This window comes from Methylobacter sp. (genome assembly GCF_036845245.1).
In the GTDB taxonomy this organism is placed as follows: Bacteria; Pseudomonadota; Gammaproteobacteria; order Methylococcales; family Methylomonadaceae; genus Methylobacter_A.
In genome coordinates, this window is sequence record NZ_DAIUEH010000017.1 from 1 (window position 1) to 25,145 (window position 25,145).

Here is a 25,145-nt window from a genome sequence, read left to right on the forward strand (position 1 = left end):
AGGTCGAATTCGGCTTGGATATTCATGCCTAATTACAGATTTAATCCACTACCCAATTCGGCTTCCGTCGCTTTGACATCGGCCTCGCTGCGCAACGCCTCGCTGACCGCCAAGTCCTTGTTGGCGATAGAAACAATGTTCTTTTCCACCAGCTTATTCATGCGCTGTTCCTGGAATTTGGCATAGTCGCTGGTAGCTTTTTTAGCGCTTCTGATCGATTCCTGGGCGTGGATACGGGCCGGATTAACCCCGGCCAGCAGTTGTTTAAGCTCGGCCCGCGCCAGATCAACAGCAGTCTGTTCCGCCGCCAGCATGGCCTGGTCTTCGCTGTTGACTTGCCGGGCCAGTAGCGCGCCTTTTTTAACCTCCTGGCCTATCGTCACCAGCGTTTCGCCGATAATGCCCGGATGTTTAAAGTTCAGCCGCAATACTTGCCCGACCGGCTCGACATAACCGACTCCTTGTATTGTCTCTTGTGCGCCCGGCGTCTGGGCACCGGCAATGCCGGTCAACGATAAGCCGATCAGCAGGCCCGGCAAATAGGTCTTTGTCAAAATTCGTCTCATATACTTTCAATAACCCGTCCGTTATCGACGGTAAAAACGCGGTCAAAACGCGGCACCAAGCGCTGGTCGTGGCAAACCACCACCAAGGCCGCGCCTACATCGCGGGTTTGTTCGATCAATAAATCGATCACCGCCTGGCCATGCCGCCAGTCCAATGCGGCGGTCGGCTCATCGGCCAGTACAATGGCGGGCTTATGGATCAGCGCGCGGCTGATTGCAACGCGTTGGCGCTGGCCGCCGCTAAGCAGGCCCGGCTTTTTGTGGGCCATTTTGTCGATGTCCAGCTGCCTGAACAGTTCCGCGCAACGTTGCTCCGCCGCTGTCGTGGAGAGCCCGGTATTTTCGGCGGTCAATATGACGTTTTGTTGCGCGGTCAAAAACGGCAATAATTGCGCCTGTTGAAACACGAAGCCCAAAGCGTGCCGCCGTATCCGCACGCACTCATCGTTGCGGCTGAAGTCCACCGGCTTGCCCATCAGTTCCAGCGTGCCGCTGCTCGGCGTCGACAAGCAGCCGATGATGCTGAGCAACGTGGTTTTGCCGGAACCGGAAGGCCCCAGCAAAATACAGGCTTCGCCGCCATTGACTTGCAAATCGACGCCGCGCAGCACAGTCTCGGCCAACTCCCCTTCCCCATAAGTTTTGCCGATTGCGCGGCAGGCAATTTTGCTGTTCATTGTTGACTGAAGATGACCACCGGGTCCAAACGAAAAACGCTACGCAGCGATATGCCTGCCGCCAGAATGCATACCACTAAAAATATGGCGATCAAGCCTATCAATACCGGCGGATAAAACTCTATCGGCAAAGGCGAACGGGCGGTTGCCCAGACCAACGGCACAAACCCGGCGCTACCGATCACAATGCCCGCCGTGCCGACCAGCAGGCTTTGCAGCAGCACAACCTGCGATAGCAGGCGGCGTTCGAAACCGATCGCCATCAAGGCGGCATAATTGCCCAAATTCTCCTGCGTCGTTGCAAACAAAGTCTGGCTGGCGATGATCGCGCCGACCAGCACGCCTAAAACGGCTGTCAGTATCACGCCGATTCCCGCGCCGGTTCCGAGCATCCAGTAACGGGCCGTGCGTCCGGCAAATTCATCGCTGGTCAGGACGTCGACATGTTTGATCAGCTGACGCATGTTGGCTTGCACAGCTTTTACATCGGCTCCTTGTCGGCAGCGAATCAACACATAGGTGATTTCATCGTCGCGGTGGCGCTGGTCGTACAGTAACGCGTGTTTAAGCGACATGAACACATGCGGCGTACCGGCAAAGGAGCGCACGCCTTCGGAAAAACCGCCGATGATGACGCGCTGGCTTCGCATTTGCACGCTTTCGCCGCGTGCGTGGATTTGCAGTAGATTTTGATACAGTTCGTCAACAATGGCGGTTTGCGGATTGTCGATGATGCGCAAATCGCCTTCCTGCATTTGCCAAGGGCCGCCCACTTTGTCCTTGTCCAGGCCGAGCAGTTGCACCGAAATGCTCGAACCGTCGGGGCGAACCCAGGAGTTCCACGAGACCAGCATCCCTTGCGCCCAGATCACTTCCGGCGTACTGCGCGCCCGGTAAATCGTTTGCCGGGGAATCGGGGTACCGAAATCCAGGGCACGGGTATTTTCCGACATCAGCCATAAATCCACTTCAGCATGTTTTATCAGCGCGCTGGTGGTATTGGTCCAGCCAACCAATAGGCCTAATTGCGCGGAAGCCAGAAAAAACGCGGTGCTGACGCCAATGATCGTAAATATCAGCCGTGGCCGGTTATGCGTCAGCATTCTCCAGGCCAATTGCCATACGCTTTTTATCCGCGAGCTTGGCCAAGCCGATAGTTCAGATTCAGCAATCATTATGGCTTGCTGCGAATCGTTGCCGGTGTATTATTCAAGCATCCGGTCCGTTATAAGATCGCAAACGGTTTGCAGCCTGGCGCTAAATTCATCCAGCAGTTGTTCGCCGCCGGCCTGGCCTTCATCCGCATCGAGACTCAAGCTCAGGCCGATGCCGTCGCGCACCAGCCAAACGAATAATACCGTCCGGTACCAGGGCGCTACATGCGACAGTTCGGTCGTCGATTGCGCTTCGATGTCCCGCCAGTTTGCGCTTTGTTCGGTGAAAGGGATGAAATTCAGGTTGGGCCCGAGGCTTCTTTTTTGTTGCATAAAATCCCTGCCCATCAACTCGCCGGTTAAATACTGCAACGGCAGGTAATGTTCCAATGCCGCGTTAAAAGCCGCTTGCGTCTGTTTAACGGCGTCCGCGAAATCACCGGCTTGCCTCTGCCTGGGCACCAGCAAGCCATCGACCATAAAACCGGCCAGCTGTCTTTCCGCATCGGTATTGCGATTATGAAACCGGGAAATAACGTAGCCGTCGCCGTCCCGGTCGCCGATCATGCACGAAAATACCGTCAGCAGCAGTGTGCCCAATGTGGTGTGATGAATCTTGGCGGCCTCCTGCAACGCTAGCTTGAAACCGAGCGGGAGATGACGGTTGACGACACGCTGTCTTTGGCCCGCTGCCCGGTCTGGATTCAGGCAAGCGGCTTTTGTTACAGGCTGGTTGCGCCACCACTCAAGACGCTGCCCAGCCTCAGGCGTGCGTAAAAACTCGGCTTCCCTGCGGCAAATATCGCTGTATTGCAGTACCGGTGCGGGACGCTCTATTTGCCGGTTGGCGCGTAACGCTTGATAGTTTTCCAGCAGCTCATTACGCACAATATCGTTTGACCAGCCGTCGGTAATCAGGTGATGCATCAGCCAGACCAACACACAGTCGCCGCTGTGTTCGCCCTGCATCAAGCCCAGCCGCCATAAGGGCGGGTTTTGCAGGTCGAAAAGCCGTTCATTCCAGCGCCCGATTTGGGCGTAGACTCCGGCCATAAAATCGTCGCCCGTTATTTGCACGTTCTCAATTTCTATCGCTATCGACTCTGCTTCGGCAATGCTCAGTACAAAGCCGTCTTTGCCGGGATGAAACGCGGTGCGCAGGTTTTCATGGCGGGCAACTACCTGGAAAATGGCCTGTTCCAACCCAGGACGGTCAACATCGCCTTCAAGCCGGGCGATTAAGTACAAATGGAATGGCTGGGCCGACTCCAAACCGTAAGCCATGAATTGTTGTTGCGCGGCAGCGGCCGGCACTTTAGCTTCGAGTTCTTTAGGGCTAAAAGCCGTTTGTTGCTGATTTGGCGCTGCCGCATCAAAACTGGCGAAATAGCCAACCACGGCATCAATGCTGGGATAGTTATAGACAATGCTGCTTAGAACGGGATAGCCCAACTGGTTTTCCAGCGCAGAGGAGAGGCTAAAATGGCCAAGGGAATCCAAGCCGAGTTGGTTAAAGTTGGCGTCGTCGGAAATAGCCAGAGCGTCCGCTTTTAATAACTGCGCCAAGATATGACGCAACCAGGCCCTGAATTGTTCCGGTTCAAACGGCGCGCGGGGGGCGGATGCCAAGTCTGTCGTTCTGGCTAGAAACACTGCGTAGGGCGCTACCGAACGGGTTCGCACAAACAGCCGGTGGCGAATCATCGGCAGAATGTCGCTGGCTACGGGCATCAACAACGGCTGGGTAAATTGCGGGAAACGCGCTTGGGTCAGCGCAATAATTTCGCCATATTCTTGCGCTAACGCATCGAGATTTTGTTGAAAAAACAGTTTAGACCAAAGATTGCGTTGCTCATCGCTGCTGTCGAGCGCCTGAATATAGGCAGTGTCGGTTAAAACATGCTGAGCTTCTTCACGGCGGTGGCAGGCGTGCGCCTGTTTCCAGGCGGGCTGTACTTCATCGCCCAATTCATTTAAGACTTCGTCTATCCACAGCGTGTATTCTTCAAAAAACAAAATGCTTAGCCATACCATGTAGTGGTACTCGGTAAGGCTTTGGTAGTGACTTGGATTTAACATCTGCGCCAGGAAATCTCGGCTTGCCAAACACCAGTCAATGTTTAACATCCGCTCCGCTTCAACGGGATTCACCTCGGCCAAACGCTCGCCGTAACGGCGGAACAATTCAATATGTTTGGCTTCCTCGGTCACCAATTGTTCCAGGCTGTGGGTTTCGGCTCCGGCTTCACGAATAATGGCGCCCCATTCCAGCACCACTTCCTCAAGGGCGATAAAGTGCCGACAAATTAACAGCGCCACTGCCCATTCATAGTAGGCGAAAGCTTCCGGCTCGGTTTTCAGCAGGGTCAGATTGACGCCTGTGTCAATCAGGAAAGAGTCGGGGAAATAGCGTCCGCTGTGATGAATTCTGTGCCAGTCTATGTCCCGTTCCAAATCAAAGCGGTAGTGCGTGTTGCGCCGCTCCAGTTTGGCGAAACTGTTATGCAAAGAGGGGTATACGGCGTGTTGGGCTGCAACACTGCCGCCTGTTTGGGCAAGCGCAGTAAACTCGCCTTGTTGCCACATCGCGGCACAGGTCGAACGGCGAATTTTGCCGCTGCTGGTTTTGGGGATTTCGCCTGAGCGCACCAGCACGACGGCATAAGGTTCAAGCTCGTGGTTTTCCACTATCGCCGTTTTAATGCGCTGGGCCAGGGCTTGCAAGTCTTGCGCATCGAGTTTGTTACTACGTATCCCCACGATGACGGCAAAACTTTCGATGCCGTCGGTTTGCACGGGAAAAGCCGCAATACTACCCGGCACAATCAAATCATCCACGGCTTCGACCGTCAATTCAATATCCTGCGGGTAGCTGTTTTGACCGCGAATAATGATTAAGTCTTTAACCCGGCCGCAAATATAAAGCTCGCCTGAATGCCAAAATCCTAAATCGCCGCTGCGCAAAAAACCGCTTTCGCCGTTCAGCGCGGCATTGAAAGGATTGTCCGTTTGCTCGTGCTGAAAATAGCCGGAAGCTACGCCCGGCCCTTTAATCCATAGCTCGCCGACTTGTCCGCCGGGCAGTTCCTGAGCAGAAGCCGGATCGACAATGCGCACTTGGGTGCTGTCAAAGGTTCGGCCGCAACTAACCAAGGCTTGCGCGTCTGTGCCGCCGCCCGGCTCGACGCGATGTTCAGCCAGTGCTGTGCGGTTGACCGCCAGAGTGGCCAGCCCTTTCCTTCCGGTAACAAACAAAGTCGTCTCCGCCATGCCGTAGCAAGGTAAAAAAGCTTTCTTATTGAAACCGGCAGGGAAGAAGGCGTCGGCAAACTGTTCCAACACGGCCGGGCGGATAGGCTCCGCGCCGCAATAAGCGACTTCCCAGCGGCTAAGATCGAGCTTGCTGCGCTCTTCTTCAGTGCTGCGCTGGACTGCCAGCGCGTAGGCAAAATTGGCCCCGCCGCTGCTGCTGGCCTGGAAATGGCTGATGGCCTGTAACCAGCGCGAAGGCTGGCGCAGAAAACTTTGCGGCGACATCAGCACCGACGTGACGCTGGAAAAAAGCGGGCACAACAAGCCGCCTACTAATCCCATATCATGATAGTGCGGCATCCAATTGACACTCAGCGCATCGAGCCCGTGACCAAAGCCTGCTTTGGCGATTGCCTCACAGTTGGCGATAAGGTTGGCGTGGCTGATCTTCACGCCGCGCGGCAGGCGGGTAGAGCCGGAGGTGTATTGCAAAAAAGCACTGTCCTCTGCGTTGACATTAGGATCGCGCCAGCTTTCAGCCAGCGTCAAAGCAATCAAATCGCTATTGATCCAGTGCAGCTGCGGCAATTCAGCGGCTTGTCGCATACCTTCGGTGTCGGTGAGGACAAAGCGCGCCTCGGCGTTATCGGCTATACGCTTAAGACGGGCGATAAACATTTGTTGCTCGCCCGCTTTCGCCGTTTGCACCTGTACAGGGGTGGCGCCTGCGAATAACACGCCGAAAAAGGCCTCAATAAAGCTGAGCCCCGACGGATAGGGCAGCAACACGCGCTCGCCGCGAGCGCCTTGTTCGGCCAGCATCGCGGCAATGGCTTTGGCGCGTTGAAGCAGTGCTGCGTAGCTGATACGTTCAATCGCTCCGTCCACTGTCCCCTGTACCAGAAATTGATAGGCGGTACGTTCCCCCAAATGGTCCGCCTGGTGGCGCAGCACATCAATAAAGGTTTTATTCATGGCTTTCTCCTGCCAGATAACGCTGCATTTGTTCGACAAAATCTGCGTCCAGGCCTTCCGCCGATTCAAACAGTTTTGCCAGAGTCAGGGTGAAGCGCGACACCGGATGACCGTCGATGATCGCGTGATCGGAACCGCCGCTGATATGCAATATTTTGCGAACGACAGGCTGGCTTTGTGCATTCAGGCGAGTTCGCTCAGTGACTGACCCCAACAGCAAACTGAGCGTGTAAGGGCTTGGCACCATCGCATAAAAAGGTGAATTAAATCCTTGGCTTTGGGTGGTCGTCACTATCAGGTTGCCCATGTATTTGTTGAATAAAAACGGATTATGCTGCATTTGCCAATATAAAAAACGCTTTGCCAATCGACCCAGCCGCCCTGGGATCGGCGGGCGTTCCAGCAACGGCGTCCGCATAGCAGTACGCAGTTCCCATTGAATCTGCGCCATGCTTTTATGCTGTGCGCCACGAAAAGTGTACAGCACCAGATGACGGCTGCCGTCCGGCAGTCTCTTCAGCATCGTGGTGGTGACGTCGGCATTCCGGAACGTTATCAGGCGATTGCGATAACGGTAAGTCAAGGTATCGGGGTGCAGTGCGGCGGCTTGCGCCAAACAATAGATGGCAACTCCATGCAGGGAAATGCCGATGCCCAGCTCGCGTTGGTAACGGCTGATTAGATCAAGCGTATCGGTAACGTCAAACTCGTTAAAGGCATACGAGGTATCCCGGCGGGCCATGCTCAAAAAATTAGTGATAGCATCGCGATTCCAGGCTTGTTCGATGTGTTCATTGGCTAAGGACATGCAGGTTTTCCAAGTGTAGAGAGTTCTATCGGCATTCAGGTTGAAACAGAACCGGATTCTGAATTAGCGGGTTTGTATAGACTATTGTTGGGAATGCTGGAATTGTTGCTGAAATTCGATCATGAAATTTTTCAGAAACAAAGCGCCTTCAACCGGCATCGAGTTATAGAGGGAAGCCCGGATACCCCCCAGTGAACGGTGGCCTTCCAAACCGATAATGCCCAACTGCTTAGCCGCTTCGATAAATCGTTTCTCTAAATCCGGCGTAGCCAGATTAAAAACCACATTTATCAGGGATCGGCTGTCGACCTGGGCATGACCCCGGTAAAAGCCTTGAGACTGATCGATAGCGCTATAAAGCAGGGCCGCTTTACGTTGGCTTTGCTGAGCCATATTCGCCAAGCCGCCTATATCGTTCAGCAACCAGCGGGTAACCAATAGCACGACATAAATCGCAAAAAATCGGCGGGGTATTGTAGATAGACTTCATTTCGACATGGGGACGATAGTCGAGGACAGTGGGGATGTTATCAGGAATGCATCCCAATAAATCGTCCCTGATAATAACGACTGTGACGCCCGCCGCGCCGATATTTTTTTGGGCATGGGCATAGACCAGGCCGTACTTGCCAATGTCGACAGGTTTGGCGAGAAAATCTGAAGACATATCACATACTAGCGGTATATCGCCGGTTTCCAATGGTTGTTTAAACTGTAAGCCTTCGACAGTTTCGTTGGAACAATAATGCAGATAGGCCGCATCCTGGTCGATTTTATATTCATCCGCTTCGGGAACCCTGACAAATTTTTGCGCTTTGCCATTCCAGATGATGTTGACTTTGTTGCCTTCTATTTCAGCTTCCTTAATGGCTTTGGCGCTCCAATAGCCGGAAACGATATAGTCGACAGGCTGGTTTTTATTCGCCCACAGATTCATCGGAATCATTGAAAATTGCAGGCTTGCTCCGCCCTGCAAGAAAAGCACATGATAGTTATCAGGGATACTCAACAAGGTTCTGAGGTTTTTTTCCGTCTCATCCAGAATATCCCGGCAAAGTTGGGAACGATGATTGATTACCAACGCGGATATACCTGTTCCCGGTACTTCCAAAACGGCTTGCTGGGCTTCTGAAATGACTTTCGGCGGTAAAAGTCCAACACCGCCGGAAAAATTATACAAAGGCAGAGTTGTAGCGATTGAATTTGAGGCTGGTCGAATCATTATTTTTTTAAAGGAGAGGAGGAGTTATTCCGGATGAAGTTGAGCTTTATTTCAATTCCGGAACAGGACATGGTGAAAATATTTATCAATTGAAAGCAACCCGGCAAGCCTCGCATAATCTCCAGCACAGGCTCATCAATATGAGTCCATTTTATCGAGTTCCGATCGATACAGTCCAGCTCTTAGCGGAACATCTGTGATCTTGTTTCTATCCGGTGCACCCTTACCAGGGCAATTGCGCTATGTTAATGCAATGCAGTGAAACGCCCTCTCCCGGAGTGAGAGGGGGACAAAAGCCCCCTTCTCCACATAGCGCGATTGCCCTGGCACCCTTACCGGTTTACATTGCTGTGGGCGCTTGGACATGTTAGCCGGACACATCCCAATATTGTTTGTGTATTAACTCCAAACACAGCCGCAACTCCTGCTCCAGAGCCCGGTCGGCAGTCAAGAACAAACTATGCTCCCGCAATTGCCCAACAGTCTTTTGCAAAGCAGGACTTAACGCCGAGACATTACCCCGCAACTCAACGCCCTGAACTACTGCAAGCAACACAGCCACAGCAACCTGTTCGGTCAACTCCAAAATACGGATGCAATCGCGGGCGGCGATGGTGCCCATGCTGACTTTGTCCTGGTTATGGCATTCGGTCGATCGGGAAAATACGCTCGCAGGCATCGTCAATTTAAGCGCTTCGGCTGTCCAGGAGGACACGGCTATTTGCAAGGCCTTGAAGCCATGACTCAACAAGGCTTGCTCGCCAGTCGCGCCGGACAGGTTCGCAGGCAAGCCGTTATTGAATTTCGGGTCCATCAATTGCGCCATTTGCCGATCCATTAAATCGGCCAGATTGGCTACGGCGGTTTTAAGCGCGTCCATCGCAAAAGCGATATGACCGCCGTAAAAATGGCCGCCATGCAAGACGTGTTCACCTTCTGCGTCAATAATCGGGTTGTCGTTGGCGCTGTTTAATTCGGTTTCGATAAACTGCCGAAGCCAGGGCAACGAGTCTTCCAGCACCCCGATGATATGCGGCGCGCAACGCAGCGAGTAACGGTCCTGCAAGCGAGTATCGTGGCGCGGCGCACTGTGCCTCAACTGCAAATCCGCACGTATACGCTCGGCGACGCGGTTTTGGCCTGGGTGCGGTTTGACCGAAAACAGTTTTTCGTCAAAGTGGTAGGCATTGCCGTTTAAAGCAACCGAAGCCAGACTGGTGATGCGCGTGGCGAGCCGGGATAAATACTCGGCCCGTTGATAGGCTAGGCAGGCGATGCCGGTCATCGCGGCCGTACCGTTCATAATCGCGAGGCCCTCTTTGGGTTTTAAGGTCAGCGGTTCGATATTCAGTTTGGTAAAAACTGTTTGCGTAGTTTGACGTTCACCTTGATAAAGCACGTCCCGTTCACCGGCCAGAACGGCTGCGACATAAGATAACGGCGTTAAATCGCCGCTGGCGCCGACCGAGCCTTCCTGCGGGATCATCGGCAGAATATCCTGCTTTAATAATTTAGCCAGTTGTTGCAATAGCTTGTAGCGGACGCCCGAGTAACCGCGGGCCAAACTGGTTAAACGCACCGCCAATATGGCCCGCGTTTGCTCCGCATCAAAATGATTGCCCAGCCCGCAGCCGTGGAAGGTATACAGATGCTTGGGCAGTTGCTCGACCAGATTCAATGGAATAGACACCGTACAGGACTCGCCGTAACCGGTAGTTACGCCGTAGACAAAGCCTTCTTCCTTTAACAAGGTGTCGATAAAGCGTGCGCCTTTGTTGATCCGCTCAATAAATTTCGGCTGCCTGCTTAACTGAGCCTGCGCCTGTTGCTTGGCTATTTGGCAAATAGCTTCAATGGTCAAGGGTCGGCCATCAAAAACTACGGTATTGTTACTGTTCATCGCTTTCTTTACCAACCAAGTGCCAAAAATCAAAAAAATTAAACCATTGTAACGGTTCCATTAAGCAATAATGCTCCAGTCGCTGGGCATAACGTTGAATCGTTTGCTGCAAGGCCTGCTCTCGGGTTTTTCTGGGAAACGTCAACTTATCGCTGAAATGCTCAAAATAGATCACCTGCTTACCCTGTTGTTTCAAGCAAAACAGCGTGTAAACCGGACATTTAAGCAGTGAAGCCAGGATAAACGGGCCTTGCGGAAACAACGCATCATCGCCCAGAAACCCGGTCCGGCTGACGCGCGGATTCCGGCTGACCGGCGTTCGGTCTGCGGTAATAATGACTAACTCACCGTTATCGATTTTATCGCTCAGCAACATTGCACTGGCGGCGTTAATTTCGGTCACCTGGATCAGATTTAAGCCGCTGTTTCTGTTGGTTTGTTTCAACAAGCGATTGAATTTTTCGGCGTGTTTGGTGTGTACCAGCACATTGATGCGTGGCGCATCATCCAGATCGGCAATGACGCGGCAGACTTCAAGATTGCCCAAATGCGAACCTAACAGGATTGCGCCCCGCCCTGTCTTGATTTGAGCCAGCAATTCGTTGCGTCCTTGATAGCTTACGTCTGCGCGCGACAGCGCGCCGGACCAGGCCGCCAATTTATCGATAATAGCGTTGGCAAAACTGATAAAGTGCCGATGGCTGTCCAGAAGATTTCCGCTTAAACCTGATTCAGGCAAAAGCTTCGCAACGCGCTTTAAATAAGCTTGGCTGGCCTCCCTGCCCGGCTTGTTCACCAGCCAGTAATAACTGACGACCGGATATAAAAACCACTGCAACACGGTGCGCCCGAACAGCAGGTAAACGCGCAGCAAAAATCGCATGCCCCAAATCAGGCTCCATTCGCCCATACCCGACCAATGCAAAGGTTTGCTCATTGCCGATGTCTGTTTAGCAATTGCGGTATGCGCAGCAGCATGCCGAAAAACAGCTTGGCATGGGTTTTCGAGATCCTGAGGTTATCCCGCCATAACTTGAAATGCGACACGCCGTCATAAGGGTAATTCACCCGGGTCGGTATGTTGACGACATCCACGCCCTGCCAATACAGGCGCACCAGGATGTCGATGTCAAAATCCATGCCTTCGGCTATCTGCGTGCGTTGGGCTAATTGTGCAACTTCGTTCAATGGATACAAACGAAAACCGCACATGCTGTCTTCAACCGCGAGCGACAGGGTATTGATCCATACCCACACGTTGGCGATAGTGCGGCCGTATACCCGGCTCTTAGGCGCGGACTCATCGAACAAGGGGCGGCCTAAAATCAGCGCTTCAGGATGTTGTCCGCCCGCTTCAAGAAACGCCGGAATGTCGTCCACATCGTGCTGTCCGTCGGCATCAATCTGGATCGCATGGCTAAATCCCACGGCCTGTGCCGCCTTAAAACCGTCCAGCACGGCGGCGCCTTTACCGCCGTTTTCCGAGCGGTTGATTAAGGTCAGCCAATCCGGTTCCCGTTCGGCGCAGTCGGCCAGAATTTGGGAACAATGTGCCGAACTGCCGTCATTAACCAGAAAAGTCGGAATCGCAAAGTGCTTTAATTTGGCAAGCACATAAGGGATTGCGGCTTCGTGGTTGTAAACGGGGATTATGATGCAGGTTTTCATCGCTTGTCCTCGTAAACCATGCGTCCAGAGCTATGCGTACCGAGCTCCGAGCTGAAATTAAAATACAATTTTCCCGATGCCGCCTTCCAGTCTAAAACAAGCGTTAATTGATCGCCGGGCTTTATAACTTGGGTAAACTTAATAACTTCCAACTGCGAGAACGGTTTATTAATAACAAAAAAAAGTTTGCCGAAATGCTCGACCCAGGCCAATTGCACTACGCCCGGCAAAATCGGGTAAATCGCGAAATGATCGGGAAAATAAAGCAAATCTTCAGGCACTCTAAGACCCAGCCGGATACTGTCGGAAGCCATTTCAACATTGAATACTTGAGGCAATTTTCGATTATCAAAATCCAGCAGGCTTTTTAACAAAGACTGTTCTATTTTTCCTTGGCTGGTTAACGGCATCGTGTTGACAAACAACCATTTTCTGGGTAACACCACGGATTCGAACCATTGCTCAAGCGTTTTGCGCAGTTGCCTGATTAGCCGGTTTCTGCCTTGTGCTCTCAATTGTTCCAAGCCTTGTCGGCTTAACACTGCAACCACCGCGACGACATCCCGGCTTTTAGCGATCACCAGCGCATGGGCTTCATCTATCCACGCTTCGCTGATCAGACGTTGCTCCAGTTCGACCAGGGACAGGCGCTTTTCTTCGATTTTGACGATGCGATCCGAGCGTCCGTGTAATATAAAGTAGCCATCGTCCAATAAGGTGATTTGATCGTCCAGTTGAAATCCGCACCCTTTTTCTAAGGGGGCGGATTCCAAATAAGGCGAATGCAGCAACCATTTTTCATCAAGGCACGTTAAGCCCATACCAAAAAATAACGTCCATACTTTTTCCTGCTGCCTCCAGGCAATACCGCCAGTCTCGGAGCTGCCATAGACTTCGATCACCGCCTGTTTTCCGGCGCTAAATATCTGCTGTGCTGCATTCTCCGGTAATGCGCCGCCCGAACTGAAAACCGCCTCTAACCCGGCTATGCCTGCCCAGGGTGAAGATTGATCCAAGCGCTTTAAATGTGCAGGACTGGCAATCCAGTAAGCCGGTTTGTGTTGAATGGCTCTAACCAATACTTCAGGACTGATATAAGCCTGACTGTGAAAGCACCGTCCTGCCGACAACGGCCATAACACGCGAAACAGCAAGCCATAGATATGTTGATGACTGACTGTCGCCAACGCCGCCGCATCGCCCAGCTGTTCGCCCCACTGCTTTTCCAGCGTGGCGATTTCAAGCTGAAACTGGTTTAAGCTTTTGGCTATCGGCTTGGCCTGCCCTGTGGAACCCGAGGTAAAAATGACCAGCTGCTTAGCTAACGGATTTAACGGCGATAAAGTTCGCTTGGAAGCGGCCGATGCTTCTAAGCAGTAATCAAAACTCCGGCCGTTTTGCCAATCGCCGAGCAACCGGCAGTCTTGCGCTAATTGCTCGGCTGTACCGGGGCGGTTATTGCCCGGTATCCAGATTTGTTTACCGGCGTGGAGCAACGCAAACAACAGCACGGCAAAAGGATAGGCGTCTTCAGTGTACAACGCATAATGCTGAAACGGTTGCGCTTCCAGTTTATCGACCCAGTATTTAACAGTGTTTGCAAACTGCTCGGCCGCATAATACTGCCCGTCATGATAGGCAATTGGCGCATCATTCGGCCTTTGGGCAATTAAACAGTGGGACAACGGCAACAGCTTATCTGACATGTTTCTGGGTTCTGATTCTGACCAGATATTCGGCGGCAAATAAAATCCCCATCAACACATAGGCGATCAGGCCGTTGTATAAACTCCAGACTTCCAGGCTGCACCAAAAAGCGGTTATCCATGCCAGAGTGCCGTTAATGATAAAAAAGCCGCACCAGATTTGCGTCACATGGCGGGTATAAATAACGCCTTCCGGCGGTAAATCGGGGTGTTGTAGACGGGCCAGACGCTCAATCAGGCTGGGCGGCGAAAACAGGCTCCAGCCGAAAATAAGCAGCATCAAGCCATTGACCAGAATCGGGTAAAACAGCAAAGTGCCTAATTGATTGCTCCACATCGCGAATAGGCAATAGCCGATGCCTCCAACCAATAACGGGGTACTCCAGTGTTTAACGGAATAACTGGCCGCCAACCTGACCAGCAACAATACGATCAATAGAGCGGCGATTTTCCAAGGTTCGAGATACTCTCTGCCGAAAAAAACCGCCAACGGATACAGAAATGTCAATAAGCCCATGATAGCGCTTACCAGCAAACGCATATTTATCTCGTTTCCACGCAACGCGTCGCTGCCGTTAAATTAATCGCAATGACATCGTAGGAGCGGGCCATGCCCGCGATGTTTGGCCACAGTTGCAGAATTGTAGATCCTTCATCGCGGGCATGGCCCGCTCCTACAGAGTGTTTGTAATACCGGTATCGATGCATGTATTACAGCTCGCTACGTAACGAGCCTTGACTGCATTCCCACGTCAGTCCTGAGCTGTATCGAAGAGCGCTGTGTGGGAATGAGGAGAAACGGCATAAACTAAACAAACACATATCAATCGTTAAGCATGTTATAAACCGCGTCGACCACATCGCCAATGGTCCGGGCCGTTTTGAAATCTTCGGCCTTGATCGCTTTGCCGGTCATTTCCTTAAGTTTGACGATCATGTCTACCGCATCGATGCTGTCGAAATCCAGGTCTTCGTACAGCCGTGCGTCCAGCGTGATGGCCTGTTCGTCCATCTCGAACATCTCGACCATGATCTCTTTGATAGCCGTTAAAATTTCTTCGCGTTCTTGTATCATAATCATCTCAACTTTGTGCCGCTTGAATGTATTCAGCCAGCGCTGAAACCGAGGCGAAAATCTTCACCACGTCTTCTTTTTCGGCATCAATCTTTATGTTGTATTTTTTGCGGATAGCCAAACCCAATTCCAAGGCGTCAATGGAATCCAGTCCCAAACCGTCATTAAATAACGGCGTATGACTGTCTATATCCTCCACGCTGATGTCTTCCAGGTCCAGCGTATCAATAATAAGTTGTTTTAATTCATTTTCCATTGTGCTTATAAAGCTCTCTTTGTTGGGTAAAATAATCTTGTTGATATTGAGTAAAGCGGCGCACGGCTATCGATTTTGGACTGATGTTAATAAATTTATCCAGTGCAATATCGTTGCCGACATGCATGGACAGATGAAAACGGCGTTCGGGAATTTGGTACCAGTGCTCGGCTTTGGTTAAAGTGCTCGGAGTGCAGGTCAGCGTTACCGGGGTCACGATCGCATTGGCCTGCAACGCAATCGCCGCCGCACCGCGTTGAAAATGATACGGCTTGCCCGGTATTGAGCGCGTACCCTCAGGAAAAATAATCATCGATCCGCCTGAGCGTAACCAGGCGACACACTCGGCTATCATTTGCTCGGGATCGCCGTTGCTGATGTATCCGGCATTGAGTATCGGGCCGCGCATGAACGGGTTATGCCACAACTTGGCTTTGACGATACAACTGGCTTGTTTGATCCGGCTGATCAAAAACACAATATCGACCAGCGTTGGGTGATTGGCGATAATCAATTGGCCGGGGCGGTTAAGCTTGTCTAAACCGGTTATTTCATAAGTCATCACGCCAAGCCTGTGCATCAAACCGATGAACAGATAAAAACTGTAACATACCGTTTTTTGGCCTCGGCTGACCTTTTGCCGATGATTTCCGGGCAACAAAGACAATACCGGAAATACCAACAGCCACAGCACTAACCCGCCGATGCCGAAAGTAAAAAAACTGAATCCTGTTGCCAGAAGACGCCAGCCATAGCTTAATTTTGCCGTTATCTTTTGTGCCATTCCCAGCTGTGTCTATGATTGCCCAGCACCAACGCTTTATCGTCGGCAACCAGGAATTTTAAAAAAGAGAATATCTGTAAAGCATGCTCTCCATCGTTGCGATGTGCGGATGATCTGCAAAACTGCAACGGCAAGCCGCTCCCGGCTAAAGAAATTTTTAATGCCAACGCGCAAATGGCCGGGGCATTGAGCGCAAACGGCAGCGATGGATAAAAATCCGATAGCGGTTCATCGTACAAAACGATCAGTACCTCATCGGCATGGCCTTCCTGCAACAGTCCCAATGCTTCAATAAACGCCGGGGCAATACCGTCCTGGCCTGGCGCAATCACGGTTATTTCCTGATGATAGCCATAGGCCATCGAAAACAAACCCGATATCGCATTATGAACGGACAAGCTGAAAGCTGTCGGCGAAACGTCCTCACCTCTCTGCATGCTTTGAAGCATCTCCAATGACTTATTCACTTCGCCATGGGCGGAGCTGAAAACAATGGGCAATACCTTATCGCTATCAATACAACCTTCCGCAGCATTAAAAACCGCTCTGGCTAATGGACTCAATCTGCGTTGGAGTAACTTGGGCACCGCAACCGATATGGCCGCTTTTTCCTGTTGGGCAAAGGGCTGATGGTCATCCCAATTTTGCCAGTCTTCGCGACAACTGATGCCCGGCGCCCAGGCGTTCCAGTTTCGGACTACAAATTCAGCCGCCATTATATCAATCCGGTTGAGGCTTTACACTTGATCGACAATAAAAAATCCAGAACCTTTAGATCCATAGCAAACTTGAGCATGTCGATTGTTGATGATGGACTAACAGCGATCAAAGCGGCGGCATGACGCCGAGAACCGTGGCGTTGCTTTTAAACATCGCCGATACCGGCATGCCGGTCATAATCGCCAGATTTTGTGCGCTTTGCTGCGTAATCATCGCAACCAGCGTTTCGCCGCCGGGTAACAAAACAATCACCTCCGCGTTCACCTCGTCTTGCAGCACACGAATCACGCTTCCGGATAAGCGGTTACGCGCTGAAAAACAATTGGAGTCGGCATCCGTTAACAGTGTAATGTCGGCGCTGTTGATCAACAGTACCGCATCGGCACCGATTTGTAGGCCAAGCTCATTCAACGATGCCAGCGTGACGCTGGTAATAACCTGGTCTCCGCCTTTTAACCTCACAACAATCTCGGCACTCACCGCACCGGCGTGAATGGCAACAATGCTGCCAAAAAGCTGGTTGCGGGCGCTGGTTTTAACCACCAGGCGCTGTAACAGCAAAACCGTATTGGTATCGTCGGCGAGACTCCGGTTGAGTTGCTCAAGAAACTGCCGATGCTGCTGTTCCAAATCGGTAAACAGCGCCAACAAAGAGCGTCCGGCCTCGGTTAAACAAGTACCACCGCCTTTGCTGCCGCCGGTAGCGGTGCTGACCAATGTTTTCGGCGAACCGTTGTTGGCCCTTTCGATAATTTGCCAGGCGCCTTTATAACTCAAGCCCACCTGCTTGGCAGCCTGATTGATGGAACCGCTTTGATCTATCGCCCTTAGCAAACCGATCATGCGGCTGTCCAGGCCGGCTAAGCGTAATTCGCCATCGACCCATGCTGTTGAAATAGTCTTGCGTTTAGAGCTGTCAGTCATAAGTGGTTACGTGCGTTGTAAAAATTGAGTTGAACGTTATTTCCATATCAGAAATAAGCTATTTCCTTTTTCTTTATTTACTTGAGTATATAACGAACTAAAATAAACTCGTTCTCATCCTAATGAAAGCGACCAAATCCAAACTTTATATAACCCATAAACATCAATGTGAGAACAATGCTCATGATTATAGGCCATTCATGTCTATTGATCATGCAAAACCAATCCCACATTTGCTAACCGACCGGCAGGTGAAATCATGCGTACCCCCGTTTTATTATTAACGATGACTACTTTGTCCCAAGTAACACTGGCAGCGGACGAAGATGTTTTTCAATTAGGCGTTATTGAAGTCAATGCCAAAGCCGATCGAGAAAAACTTTCCGACAAGGAAACCATCACCTCCGAGGATATAAGCCGCAATAACCGCAACGACGTTGCTTCGGCCTTAAACCTGCTGCCCGGTGTCTCTGTACAGAATTTAGGCGCGCGCAACGAACGGCTGATTTATGTCCGCGGTTTCAATTCCCGGCAAGTGCCTTTGTTTATGGACGGCATCCCGGTGTATGTGCCTTACGACGGCAATGTCGATTTAAACCGCTTTACCACCTTCGATATCGGCCAGATCGACGTCAGCAAAGGCAATGCGTCGGTGCTATACGGCCCGAATACCTTGGGCGGCAGCGTCAATCTGGTCAGCCGGCGTCCGTCCCGAAAACTGGAAGCCAATCTTACCACCGGCATGGGCATGGATTCGCAATTCGACGCAAATTATTACCAAACCGCGTTAAATTTCGGATCGAACCAAGGCTTATGGTATGTCCAGGGCAGCGCATCATACCTGGACCGGCAATTCTGGCGTTTGCCGGACGATTTTAAAGCGACCGCGAGCGAAAACGGCGGCATACGCGAAAATTCCGGCAACACCGACTATAAAGGCAACATCAAGCTTGGCTTGACGCCCAATGACACCGACGAATACGCAATCACTTACAGCAACCAGAGCGGACGCAAGGATACGCCGCCTTATGCCGGATCCGATCCAACCGTCGCGCCTCGTTATTGGCGCTGGCCCAGCTGGGATAAGGAAAGCGTTTATTTTCTGTCCAAAACCCAATTCGGCAACGATCACACCGTCAAACTGCGCGCTTACCACGATACCTTCCAGAACAGCCTGCAATCATTCGACAACGCGAACTATAACACCATCTCAAGACCGTATGCGTTCGACAGCCGTTATGACGATTATACTTTTGGCGGCGGCATCGAATACGGCAATACCTGGTTTAACAAAAATGAGATCAAACTGGCCTTCAGCTATAAGCAGGACGTACACCGAGAAGTCGGCAACACCGGCCAGCCGCAGCAACGTTTTGCCGACGAATTGTTCTCCTATGCGCTTGAGAATACTTACACACCTACCGACGCCCTCAAATTTGTCGTCGGGACCAGCTATGAGCAGCAAAAACAGATTCAAGCGCAAAATTTGCTTAACAACAGACTGGTCTCGTTCCCGCTCAGCGGCACCAAAGACGCCTATAACATTCAGGGCAGTACGTTTTATCAATTGCTCGACGACTTGCAGCTTCATGCCAGCATCGCTCGTAAAACCCGCTTTCCAACCATCAAGGACCGCTTCTCCTACCGCTTGGGCAGCGCTTTGCCGAATCCCGGCCTGCAACCGGAAAACGCACTGAATTACGAGTTGGGGCTGAGCGGCAAAGCTTTCAATCTCATCGATTACGGAAGCAACCTGTTTTTCAGCCAAATCGATAACACCATCGATAGCGTCACGCTACCTAATAACAGTTGCAGCACGCCGCCCTGCTTTCAATTACAGAATATAGGCAAGCAGGAAAATCTCGGGGTCGAAGTATTTGCGACCGCGCCAATCAACGAGCAATGGCGCGCTCATTTCAATTACACCTGGCTGGACCGCAACAACATTACTAACCCGCAATTCTTTCCGCTCGATACGCCCAAGCATAAAGTGTTCACTTACCTGGAATATCAACCGATTCAATATCTGCGCCTGCTCGCCGGCGCCGAATACAACGACAAGCGCTACAGCAACACCACCGGCACCCGGGTAGCGAAAGATTTTGTCATCGGCAACCTCAAAGCCACCTTCATTGTGCACAAAAACTTGAATGCGGAATTCGGCGTCAATAACGTGGCCGATCAATTGTATGCATACGAAGAAGGCTTTTTTGAGCAGGGCCGGAATTACTTCGCCAATATCAATCTTAGCTACTGAGCCAGGAGAGAGGTTATGACTCATTTATTACACGCATTGGTATGGCTTATAGTAGGCCGGAATAAGCCGGTTCGAGCGATAGCGAGAACCGGCGTTTCCGGCACTCCGAATGCCGGAAACGCTCCCCCCTTGCTATCGCCGGGCGGGCTTATTCCGGCCTACATCCTATTACACGCATTGGCATGGCTGATAGTCGGCTTATGCGCCAATCCGGCGCTCGCAAAAGAAAAACTGACGGTACTGACGGCTTATCCTGAAGACGTCGTATCCCGCTACGAAACGGCCTTCGAACAAACTTACCCGGACATTGATCTGGCCGTGATATGGAAAATGCCGCATGATGCGCTGCCGTATTTAAAACAGCCTAAGCAAGGCGGCGTAGATGTGTATTGGTCGGCCAGCCAACGCAATTTCATGGTGCTTAAGCAGCAACACGCCTGGCAAAAACTCGGCATCGACCGTAGCGGATTGGCCGATAGTCTCGGCGCACTGCCGCTTGTCGATACGGACGGCTATTTTTGCGTGACCGAAATGGCCGGTTACGGTTTTGCGGTCAACGCGGATTACTTGAAAAAACACGGCTTGGCAACACCGAAAACCTGGCAGGACTTGGCCGACACGCATTATCAAGGTCATTTGGCCTTGCCGGTTCCGTCCCGCGTCGGTTTTGCACCGATGATGATAGACAGCGTATTACAGCAATACGGCTGGGAACCGGGGTGGGCGTTATTGTCCGACATCGTTGCCAACGCACGCTTGGTCGAATCCGGTTCCACCTTTATTACCGACATCATCGGTTCCGGCGAACGCGGCATCGCCCCGACCATCGACTTTTTCACCGCCTCGGCCGCTGCCAATGGCGCTCCGTTACATTTTATCTACCCGGAACCTGTCGCCTATTCGCCTGCGCATATCGCGATCGCCGCCGCCAGCCAGCATACTGATGCGGCAAGGCGTTTCGTCAGTTTCGTATTATCGGATCGGGGCCAAAAGCTATTGTTCCATCCGGACATTCGTAAACTGCCGGTACGGGCTTCCGTTTATGCGGATAAACCCGACCACTATTTCGATCCGTTCAGCGAAACAAAAGCGCATCCGGTGGTTTACGATCCCAGCCGCGCCTCACCTCGTCTGGCTTTGAATAACGCCTTATTCGACCGGCTGTTTAGCGATCATCTTCAGCGCCTACAAAATCTTTGGCTGCAATTACGTAAACATCAACAGTCCGCTAAAGCCGATCAGGCGGAACGGTTGGTCAAGATCCGGCAGTTATTAACCGGCGTACCGGTCAATGCGGCCAAGGCTGAAACGCCAACGTTGCAACAGACCTTCAGCGAACGCTCTACCGATAAAAAAGCCGAGGCCGAAGCGCAAGCATTGGAACAGGCATGGAGCAAAGAAATCGACAGCCGCTATGCCGAAGCCGAAAACCTGTTAAAACAGCTGGGGCCATGATGCAGCGTTTACTGGGCATCATGCTGGGCTTGTGCGCTTTGGCAAGCGCACAAGCCGGAAGCAGCTTCGAAGTAACGGACAACAGCCGGGAAGCCTACTCCCGAATCAATCCGAATAGCACTCCCGAACAGTTAAGCGAAGCGTTTCGCGGACGTAGCCTGTTCCGGCAGAGCTGGGTGATTGCTCCGGCCAAGGACATTGAGACAACAGGCTTGGGGCCGCTTTACAACCAGCTGTCCTGCCTGTCCTGTCATGCCAAAAACGGGCGCGGACAACCGCCGGAAACGCCGCAACAGGCCATGCGCTCGATGCTGGTGCGCTTAAGCCTGCCCGGCCAAGACCCGCACGGCGGCCCATTGCCGCATCCGGTTTACGGCACTCAGCTGAATGAACAGGGTGTGCCCGGCGTACCCGGCGAAGGACTGGTCAGCGTCGATTACCGCGAACATAGCATTACGCTGGCCGATGGCGAAACTATTGCGCTGAGGACGCCTTTATATCGATTCGCCGACCTGCAATACGGACCGCTGCCCGCCGATATTCATTTTTCTCCGCGCGTCGGGCCGCCTGTGTTCGGCCTAGGTTTGCTGGAAGCCGTCCCGGAACAAACCATCCTGCAATTGGCCGAGAAGGGTAAACGGCAAGGCGTCCACGGCCATCCCAATGTTATTTGGGACGACGAACGGCAATGCGCCGTGATCGGCCGCTTCGGGCTCAAAGCCAATGTCGCGACGCTCAAACAACAAATTGCCGGGGCATTTATCGGCGATATGGGGATTACCTCGCCATTACATCCCGAGGAAAATTGCACCGCCGCTCAAACCGCTTGCAAACAGACACTGTCAGCTCGGCAACCCGAATTGGACTATGCCCAACTCAAAGCCGTGCTACTTTACCTGCGTCTGCTGCAAGTTCCGGCCCGGCGCAATTTAGGCGATCCAATCGTACAAAAAGGCGAGCAACTATTCAGAGCTATCGGTTGCACGGCCTGCCACACGCCGCTTCTGACAACCGGGGAATTTCTGGAATTGCCGATATTATCCGGGCAAACTATACACCCTTACACCGATTTGCTGGTGCATGACATGGGTGAAGACTTGGCGGATGGCCGTCCCGACTTTCAAGCCAACGGACGGGAATGGCGCACGCCGCCGTTGTGGGGAATAGGCTTAATCCAGCGCATCAACGAGCACAGCTATTTCTTGCACGACGGCCGCGCGCGCAACTTAACCGAAGCCGTGCTATGGCACGGCGGCGAAGCTTTATCGAGCAGACAAGGTTTCGCCCATCTGCCTACCGAGGAACGGCTGGCGGTTATTCGTTTTTTGGAGTCGCTTTAATCAGTGGTGGTCAGGCGGTTTTGCCCACCGTTTGCATGGCCGAGATTGTTCCGCGTGGGTATGAAAAGCGTGTGCCATCCTGGTAAGCTTTATTTCTGGGGTAGGATGCGCTGAACAAAATGAAGCGCATCCTTCGCGATATGGATCGGGTGGAATTTTTTCGTTCACCCGCCCTTTCGGCTGCGCTCAGCACGAACGGCCTACGACTCAAGACAGTGACTTCTGGAAGTTATTTTTAACCTAATCCTTATTCCCGCTATCAATGGAATGACTCTACATTCCATTTTTTCTTCAAATGCCCAACAAACGGCTTGGGTGCCGCTTTATAGATAAAATTGTTGTCCGCATTCCAACAAACACTCTTCAATTCAACGGTGCAAAGATAATGTTGAGTGAACGCATTGTCGGTAACCCTACAAATCCCGATAAAATGTATGGATTACTACGTTATTTACACTTTGACATAACGAATTCAGTCAATATAATTCAACACTGTGAAAGGATTATTAAAGGCTGGCACATCGATTGCTTAGAACTAAATGCGCTATATACTAATGTATATAATGAGTTAAACTAGAGCGGTATCTTATTTTAGTTTTTTCCGAATAGGATCCGCATGCATCGACATATCAATGCCGATGCAAATATCATAAATTACAATCATAGGCCATTGATGATGCGAAAAAAATCTCGTACCAGCATTACTGTTAATCATACCCTCGGTTTACTTGTCGGAAGCGGCTTTTGCATAAGCGGCAGCCTTCAAGCCGCCGAGCCGCCTCCTAGCTACTCACGCGCGCCAATGGCAGCATACAACTTTATGATGCAAGACCCGTTATTAGGCAATAGTTACGAAAAACCGATTTGGAATTTGCACGATACGCTCGGTTTGCCTGAATGGCTATCGGTGGGCGTTGAGCAAAGAACCCGCTACGAATCTGTGTCGGATACATTCAAGGCTTCACAACCCGCTCCGGCCCCTAAGGCCGGCGGAGGCGACCAGCAGATTGCGCTTCAATCCGACCTTTGGATACAGGCCAAACTGGGTAAATTCCGTTTTGCAGCGGAATTTATGGATGCCAGAACGACTCTCTCAGATGACGGCACCAATAACACGCCCAATCCTCCCAATAACGCTTCGGTCGATACCTTGGATTTCGCTCAAGGCTATGTATCTTGGACTGATCAAAATTTGTTTTTCAGCGGAAAAGGGGTTGAGGTCAAAGCGGGGCGCCAAACCATGGATTTGGGTAGCCGAAGACTGATAGCAAGACCTATCTTCCGGAATACCGTGAACAATTTTACCGGCGTTCGGGTCAGAGTCATCGATTACGACCACTGGCAATTCAATGCATTCGCAACGATGCCGGTGCTCCGGTTCCCCAACTATAATTCAGTTACGCCCAATGCAGATTTGCTTAACCATCATCAGTGGGATGAAGAAGATACCCGGACTTGGTTTTCCGGCGGTATTTTAGAAGGCAGCAGACTTTACAAAGAAGTTAATGCCGAAGTGTATCTTTATCATCTCGACGAAGGGGACAGCCGGCTTAATCCCACTCGAAACCGCCGTTATTTCACGCCCGGCATCCGTATTTACCAAAAACCCAGTAAAGGTACCTATGACTTTACCGCGGAAGGCATAGGCCAATTCGGTACCGTCAAGTATGCAGCGACCGGCGCTTTTGCGAACACTGAAAAACAACATGAAGCCTGGTCTTCCCATATCGAAGCGGGTTATAGCTTTGACTTGCCTTGGTCGCCAAGGTTTTATTTGGAACACGACTACGCGAGCGGCAATAAAAATTGGAAAGACACATCGGCCAGTGGTGAAGACTCACGGTTCGATCCGCTTTACGGCGCTTCGGACTTCGATTTTGGGCCTGCCGGTATCTATGGGGCGTTTCAACGCACCAACATCAATTCGCCCGGCTATAAACTGGATTTTGCACCCCGTAATGACATGTCATTCAGGTTCCAACAGCGCTTAATATGGCTGGCTGAGGGCCAAGACTGCTGGGGCGGACCGGCTTGTACAGCGGGCACCACTCCAGGTCTTGCCGGAGGTAACGGCAGTTATGTCGGAGATCAAATAGGCTTTACCGGGCGTTACAACTTTAACAGCAGCCTCAATTTTGACGCGGGCTGGTATCACTTATTTAAAGGGGACTTTGCCAAATCGGCAAAACAAACCAATGCAACCGGCGCGGCCCAGACCGGGGCGACTTTCGCAACGACACCTGGAGCTGATACTGACTACTTCTTTGTCACAAGCCAGTTGAGATTTTAAACCGTCGACTTTTAAATAGTCCATGTGGTATTTAAGGCGTTGGCGAGCAGAAGTCGCTCCAAATTGCCTTAAATACCGCAAAATCTTCCATCGTGAGTAATTTTTCCAGATTCCGG

General features: G+C 51.7%; 21 protein-coding genes. 4 read left to right on the top strand and 17 right to left on the bottom strand.

Going from position 1 to position 25,145, the window contains the following annotated elements:
- Positions 1-32: 32 nt before the first annotated feature.
- The 17 genes from V7051_RS09110 to V7051_RS09190 form a co-directional block, all read right to left on the bottom strand.
- Positions 33-554: a hypothetical protein gene (locus tag V7051_RS09110; RefSeq protein WP_333874721.1), complete on the bottom strand. Its 522-nt coding sequence runs from the start codon at positions 552-554 to the stop codon at positions 33-35.
- Positions 555-562: 8 nt separating this feature from the next.
- Positions 563-1,243, bottom strand: coding sequence for an ABC transporter ATP-binding protein (locus V7051_RS09115; protein ID WP_333874720.1), 681 nt, complete (start codon positions 1,241-1,243; stop codon positions 563-565).
- Positions 1,240-2,418, bottom strand: coding sequence for an ABC transporter permease (locus V7051_RS09120; protein WP_333874719.1), 1,179 nt, complete (start codon positions 2,416-2,418; stop codon positions 1,240-1,242). The genes V7051_RS09115 and V7051_RS09120 overlap by 4 nt, the downstream gene beginning before the upstream one ends.
- 30 nt (positions 2,419-2,448) lie before the next feature.
- Positions 2,449-6,624, bottom strand: coding sequence for an AMP-binding protein (locus V7051_RS09125; RefSeq protein ID WP_333874718.1), 4,176 nt, complete (start codon positions 6,622-6,624; stop codon positions 2,449-2,451).
- Positions 6,617-7,432, bottom strand: coding sequence for a 2-oxo acid dehydrogenase subunit E2 (locus V7051_RS09130; protein WP_333874717.1), 816 nt, complete (start codon positions 7,430-7,432; stop codon positions 6,617-6,619). The genes V7051_RS09125 and V7051_RS09130 overlap by 8 nt, the downstream gene beginning before the upstream one ends.
- Before the next feature lie 81 nt (positions 7,433-7,513).
- The gene (locus tag V7051_RS09135; protein ID WP_333874716.1) at positions 7,514-7,876 is read right to left on the bottom strand and encodes an aminotransferase class V-fold PLP-dependent enzyme; all 363 of its coding nucleotides are present in this window, start codon (positions 7,874-7,876) and stop codon (positions 7,514-7,516) included.
- Complete coding sequence (gene serC, locus V7051_RS09140) at positions 7,803-8,654, bottom strand: 3-phosphoserine/phosphohydroxythreonine transaminase (RefSeq protein ID WP_333874715.1); 852 nt, start codon at positions 8,652-8,654, stop codon at positions 7,803-7,805. Before serC ends, V7051_RS09135 begins: the two co-directional genes overlap by 74 nt.
- A gap of 367 nt (positions 8,655-9,021) precedes the next feature.
- A complete protein-coding gene (locus V7051_RS09145) occupies positions 9,022-10,554 on the bottom strand; it encodes an HAL/PAL/TAL family ammonia-lyase (RefSeq protein WP_333874714.1) in 1,533 nt (510 codons plus the stop codon).
- Positions 10,544-11,491, bottom strand: coding sequence for an LpxL/LpxP family acyltransferase (locus V7051_RS09150; RefSeq protein ID WP_333874713.1), 948 nt, complete (start codon positions 11,489-11,491; stop codon positions 10,544-10,546). Before V7051_RS09150 ends, V7051_RS09145 begins: the two co-directional genes overlap by 11 nt.
- Positions 11,488-12,222 carry a glycosyltransferase family 2 protein gene (locus tag V7051_RS09155; protein WP_333874712.1) on the bottom strand — a complete coding sequence of 245 codons (735 nt, stop codon included), beginning with the start codon at positions 12,220-12,222 and terminating at the stop codon, positions 11,488-11,490. Before V7051_RS09155 ends, V7051_RS09150 begins: the two co-directional genes overlap by 4 nt.
- Positions 12,219-13,928 (bottom strand): AMP-binding protein, encoded by a 1,710-nt coding sequence (locus V7051_RS09160; RefSeq protein WP_333874711.1) that lies wholly within the window; start codon positions 13,926-13,928, stop codon positions 12,219-12,221. The genes V7051_RS09155 and V7051_RS09160 overlap by 4 nt, the downstream gene beginning before the upstream one ends.
- Complete coding sequence (locus V7051_RS09165) at positions 13,918-14,469, bottom strand: hypothetical protein (RefSeq protein WP_333874710.1); 552 nt, start codon at positions 14,467-14,469, stop codon at positions 13,918-13,920. The genes V7051_RS09160 and V7051_RS09165 overlap by 11 nt, the downstream gene beginning before the upstream one ends.
- Positions 14,470-14,751: 282 nt before the next feature.
- Complete coding sequence (locus tag V7051_RS09170; RefSeq protein ID WP_333874723.1) at positions 14,752-15,000, bottom strand: acyl carrier protein; 249 nt, start codon at positions 14,998-15,000, stop codon at positions 14,752-14,754.
- A 10-nt stretch (positions 15,001-15,010) separates the two neighbouring features.
- Positions 15,011-15,259: a phosphopantetheine-binding protein gene (locus V7051_RS09175; protein ID WP_442919643.1), complete on the bottom strand. Its 249-nt coding sequence runs from the start codon at positions 15,257-15,259 to the stop codon at positions 15,011-15,013.
- Complete coding sequence (locus V7051_RS09180) at positions 15,249-16,043, bottom strand: lysophospholipid acyltransferase family protein (RefSeq protein WP_333874709.1); 795 nt, start codon at positions 16,041-16,043, stop codon at positions 15,249-15,251. Before V7051_RS09180 ends, V7051_RS09175 begins: the two co-directional genes overlap by 11 nt.
- Positions 16,028-16,759 (bottom strand): beta-ketoacyl synthase chain length factor, encoded by a 732-nt coding sequence (locus V7051_RS09185; protein WP_333874708.1) that lies wholly within the window; start codon positions 16,757-16,759, stop codon positions 16,028-16,030. The genes V7051_RS09180 and V7051_RS09185 overlap by 16 nt, the downstream gene beginning before the upstream one ends.
- A 109-nt stretch (positions 16,760-16,868) precedes the next feature.
- Entirely contained in the window at positions 16,869-17,687 is an 819-nt protein-coding gene (locus tag V7051_RS09190) for a TOBE domain-containing protein (protein ID WP_333874707.1), read from the bottom strand.
- Positions 17,688-17,946: 259 nt separating this feature from the next.
- Here V7051_RS09190 and V7051_RS09195 point away from each other — a divergent pair, with 259 nt between their 5' ends.
- The 4 genes from V7051_RS09195 to V7051_RS09210 all read left to right on the top strand — a co-directional run bounded on the left by V7051_RS09195 (position 17,947) and on the right by V7051_RS09210 (position 25,029).
- Positions 17,947-19,944: a TonB-dependent receptor plug domain-containing protein gene (locus V7051_RS09195; protein ID WP_333874706.1), complete on the top strand. Its 1,998-nt coding sequence runs from the start codon at positions 17,947-17,949 to the stop codon at positions 19,942-19,944.
- A gap of 15 nt (positions 19,945-19,959) precedes the next feature.
- The gene (locus V7051_RS09200; RefSeq protein WP_333874705.1) at positions 19,960-21,399 is read left to right on the top strand and encodes an ABC transporter substrate-binding protein; all 1,440 of its coding nucleotides are present in this window, start codon (positions 19,960-19,962) and stop codon (positions 21,397-21,399) included.
- On the top strand, positions 21,396-22,739 hold the full coding sequence (locus V7051_RS09205) for a di-heme oxidoreductase family protein (protein ID WP_333874704.1): 1,344 nt from the start codon (positions 21,396-21,398) through the stop codon (positions 22,737-22,739). Before V7051_RS09200 ends, V7051_RS09205 begins: the two co-directional genes overlap by 4 nt.
- Before the next feature lie 802 nt (positions 22,740-23,541).
- Entirely contained in the window at positions 23,542-25,029 is a 1,488-nt protein-coding gene (locus V7051_RS09210) for an alginate export family protein (protein WP_334181136.1), read from the top strand.
- The last annotated feature ends 116 nt before the right edge of the window (positions 25,030-25,145 follow it).

Bases quoted from the DNA above. Each gene is read 5' to 3' on its own strand.
- V7051_RS09115 (WP_333874720.1), bottom strand. From the start codon at position 1,243: ATGAACAGCAAAATTGCCTGCCGCGCAATCGGCAAAACTTATGGGGAA.
- V7051_RS09120 (WP_333874719.1), bottom strand. From the start codon at position 2,418: ATGATTGCTGAATCTGAACTATCGGCTTGGCCAAGCTCGCGGATAAAA.
- V7051_RS09125 (WP_333874718.1), bottom strand. From the start codon at position 6,624: ATGAATAAAACCTTTATTGATGTGCTGCGCCACCAGGCGGACCATTTG.
- V7051_RS09130 (WP_333874717.1), bottom strand. From the start codon at position 7,432: ATGTCCTTAGCCAATGAACACATCGAACAAGCCTGGAATCGCGATGCT.
- serC (WP_333874715.1), bottom strand. From the start codon at position 8,654: ATGATTCGACCAGCCTCAAATTCAATCGCTACAACTCTGCCTTTGTAT.
- V7051_RS09145 (WP_333874714.1), bottom strand. From the start codon at position 10,554: ATGAACAGTAACAATACCGTAGTTTTTGATGGCCGACCCTTGACCATT.
- V7051_RS09150 (WP_333874713.1), bottom strand. From the start codon at position 11,491: ATGAGCAAACCTTTGCATTGGTCGGGTATGGGCGAATGGAGCCTGATT.
- V7051_RS09155 (WP_333874712.1), bottom strand. From the start codon at position 12,222: ATGAAAACCTGCATCATAATCCCCGTTTACAACCACGAAGCCGCAATC.
- V7051_RS09160 (WP_333874711.1), bottom strand. From the start codon at position 13,928: ATGTCAGATAAGCTGTTGCCGTTGTCCCACTGTTTAATTGCCCAAAGG.
- V7051_RS09165 (WP_333874710.1), bottom strand. From the start codon at position 14,469: ATGCGTTTGCTGGTAAGCGCTATCATGGGCTTATTGACATTTCTGTAT.
- V7051_RS09175 (WP_442919643.1), bottom strand. From the start codon at position 15,259: ATGGAAAATGAATTAAAACAACTTATTATTGATACGCTGGACCTGGAA.
- V7051_RS09180 (WP_333874709.1), bottom strand. From the start codon at position 16,043: ATGGCACAAAAGATAACGGCAAAATTAAGCTATGGCTGGCGTCTTCTG.
- V7051_RS09185 (WP_333874708.1), bottom strand. From the start codon at position 16,759: ATGGCGGCTGAATTTGTAGTCCGAAACTGGAACGCCTGGGCGCCGGGC.
- V7051_RS09190 (WP_333874707.1), bottom strand. From the start codon at position 17,687: ATGACTGACAGCTCTAAACGCAAGACTATTTCAACAGCATGGGTCGAT.
- V7051_RS09195 (WP_333874706.1), top strand. From the start codon at position 17,947: ATGCGTACCCCCGTTTTATTATTAACGATGACTACTTTGTCCCAAGTA.
- V7051_RS09200 (WP_333874705.1), top strand. From the start codon at position 19,960: ATGACTCATTTATTACACGCATTGGTATGGCTTATAGTAGGCCGGAAT.
- V7051_RS09205 (WP_333874704.1), top strand. From the start codon at position 21,396: ATGATGCAGCGTTTACTGGGCATCATGCTGGGCTTGTGCGCTTTGGCA.
- V7051_RS09210 (WP_334181136.1), top strand. From the start codon at position 23,542: ATGGCAGCATACAACTTTATGATGCAAGACCCGTTATTAGGCAATAGT.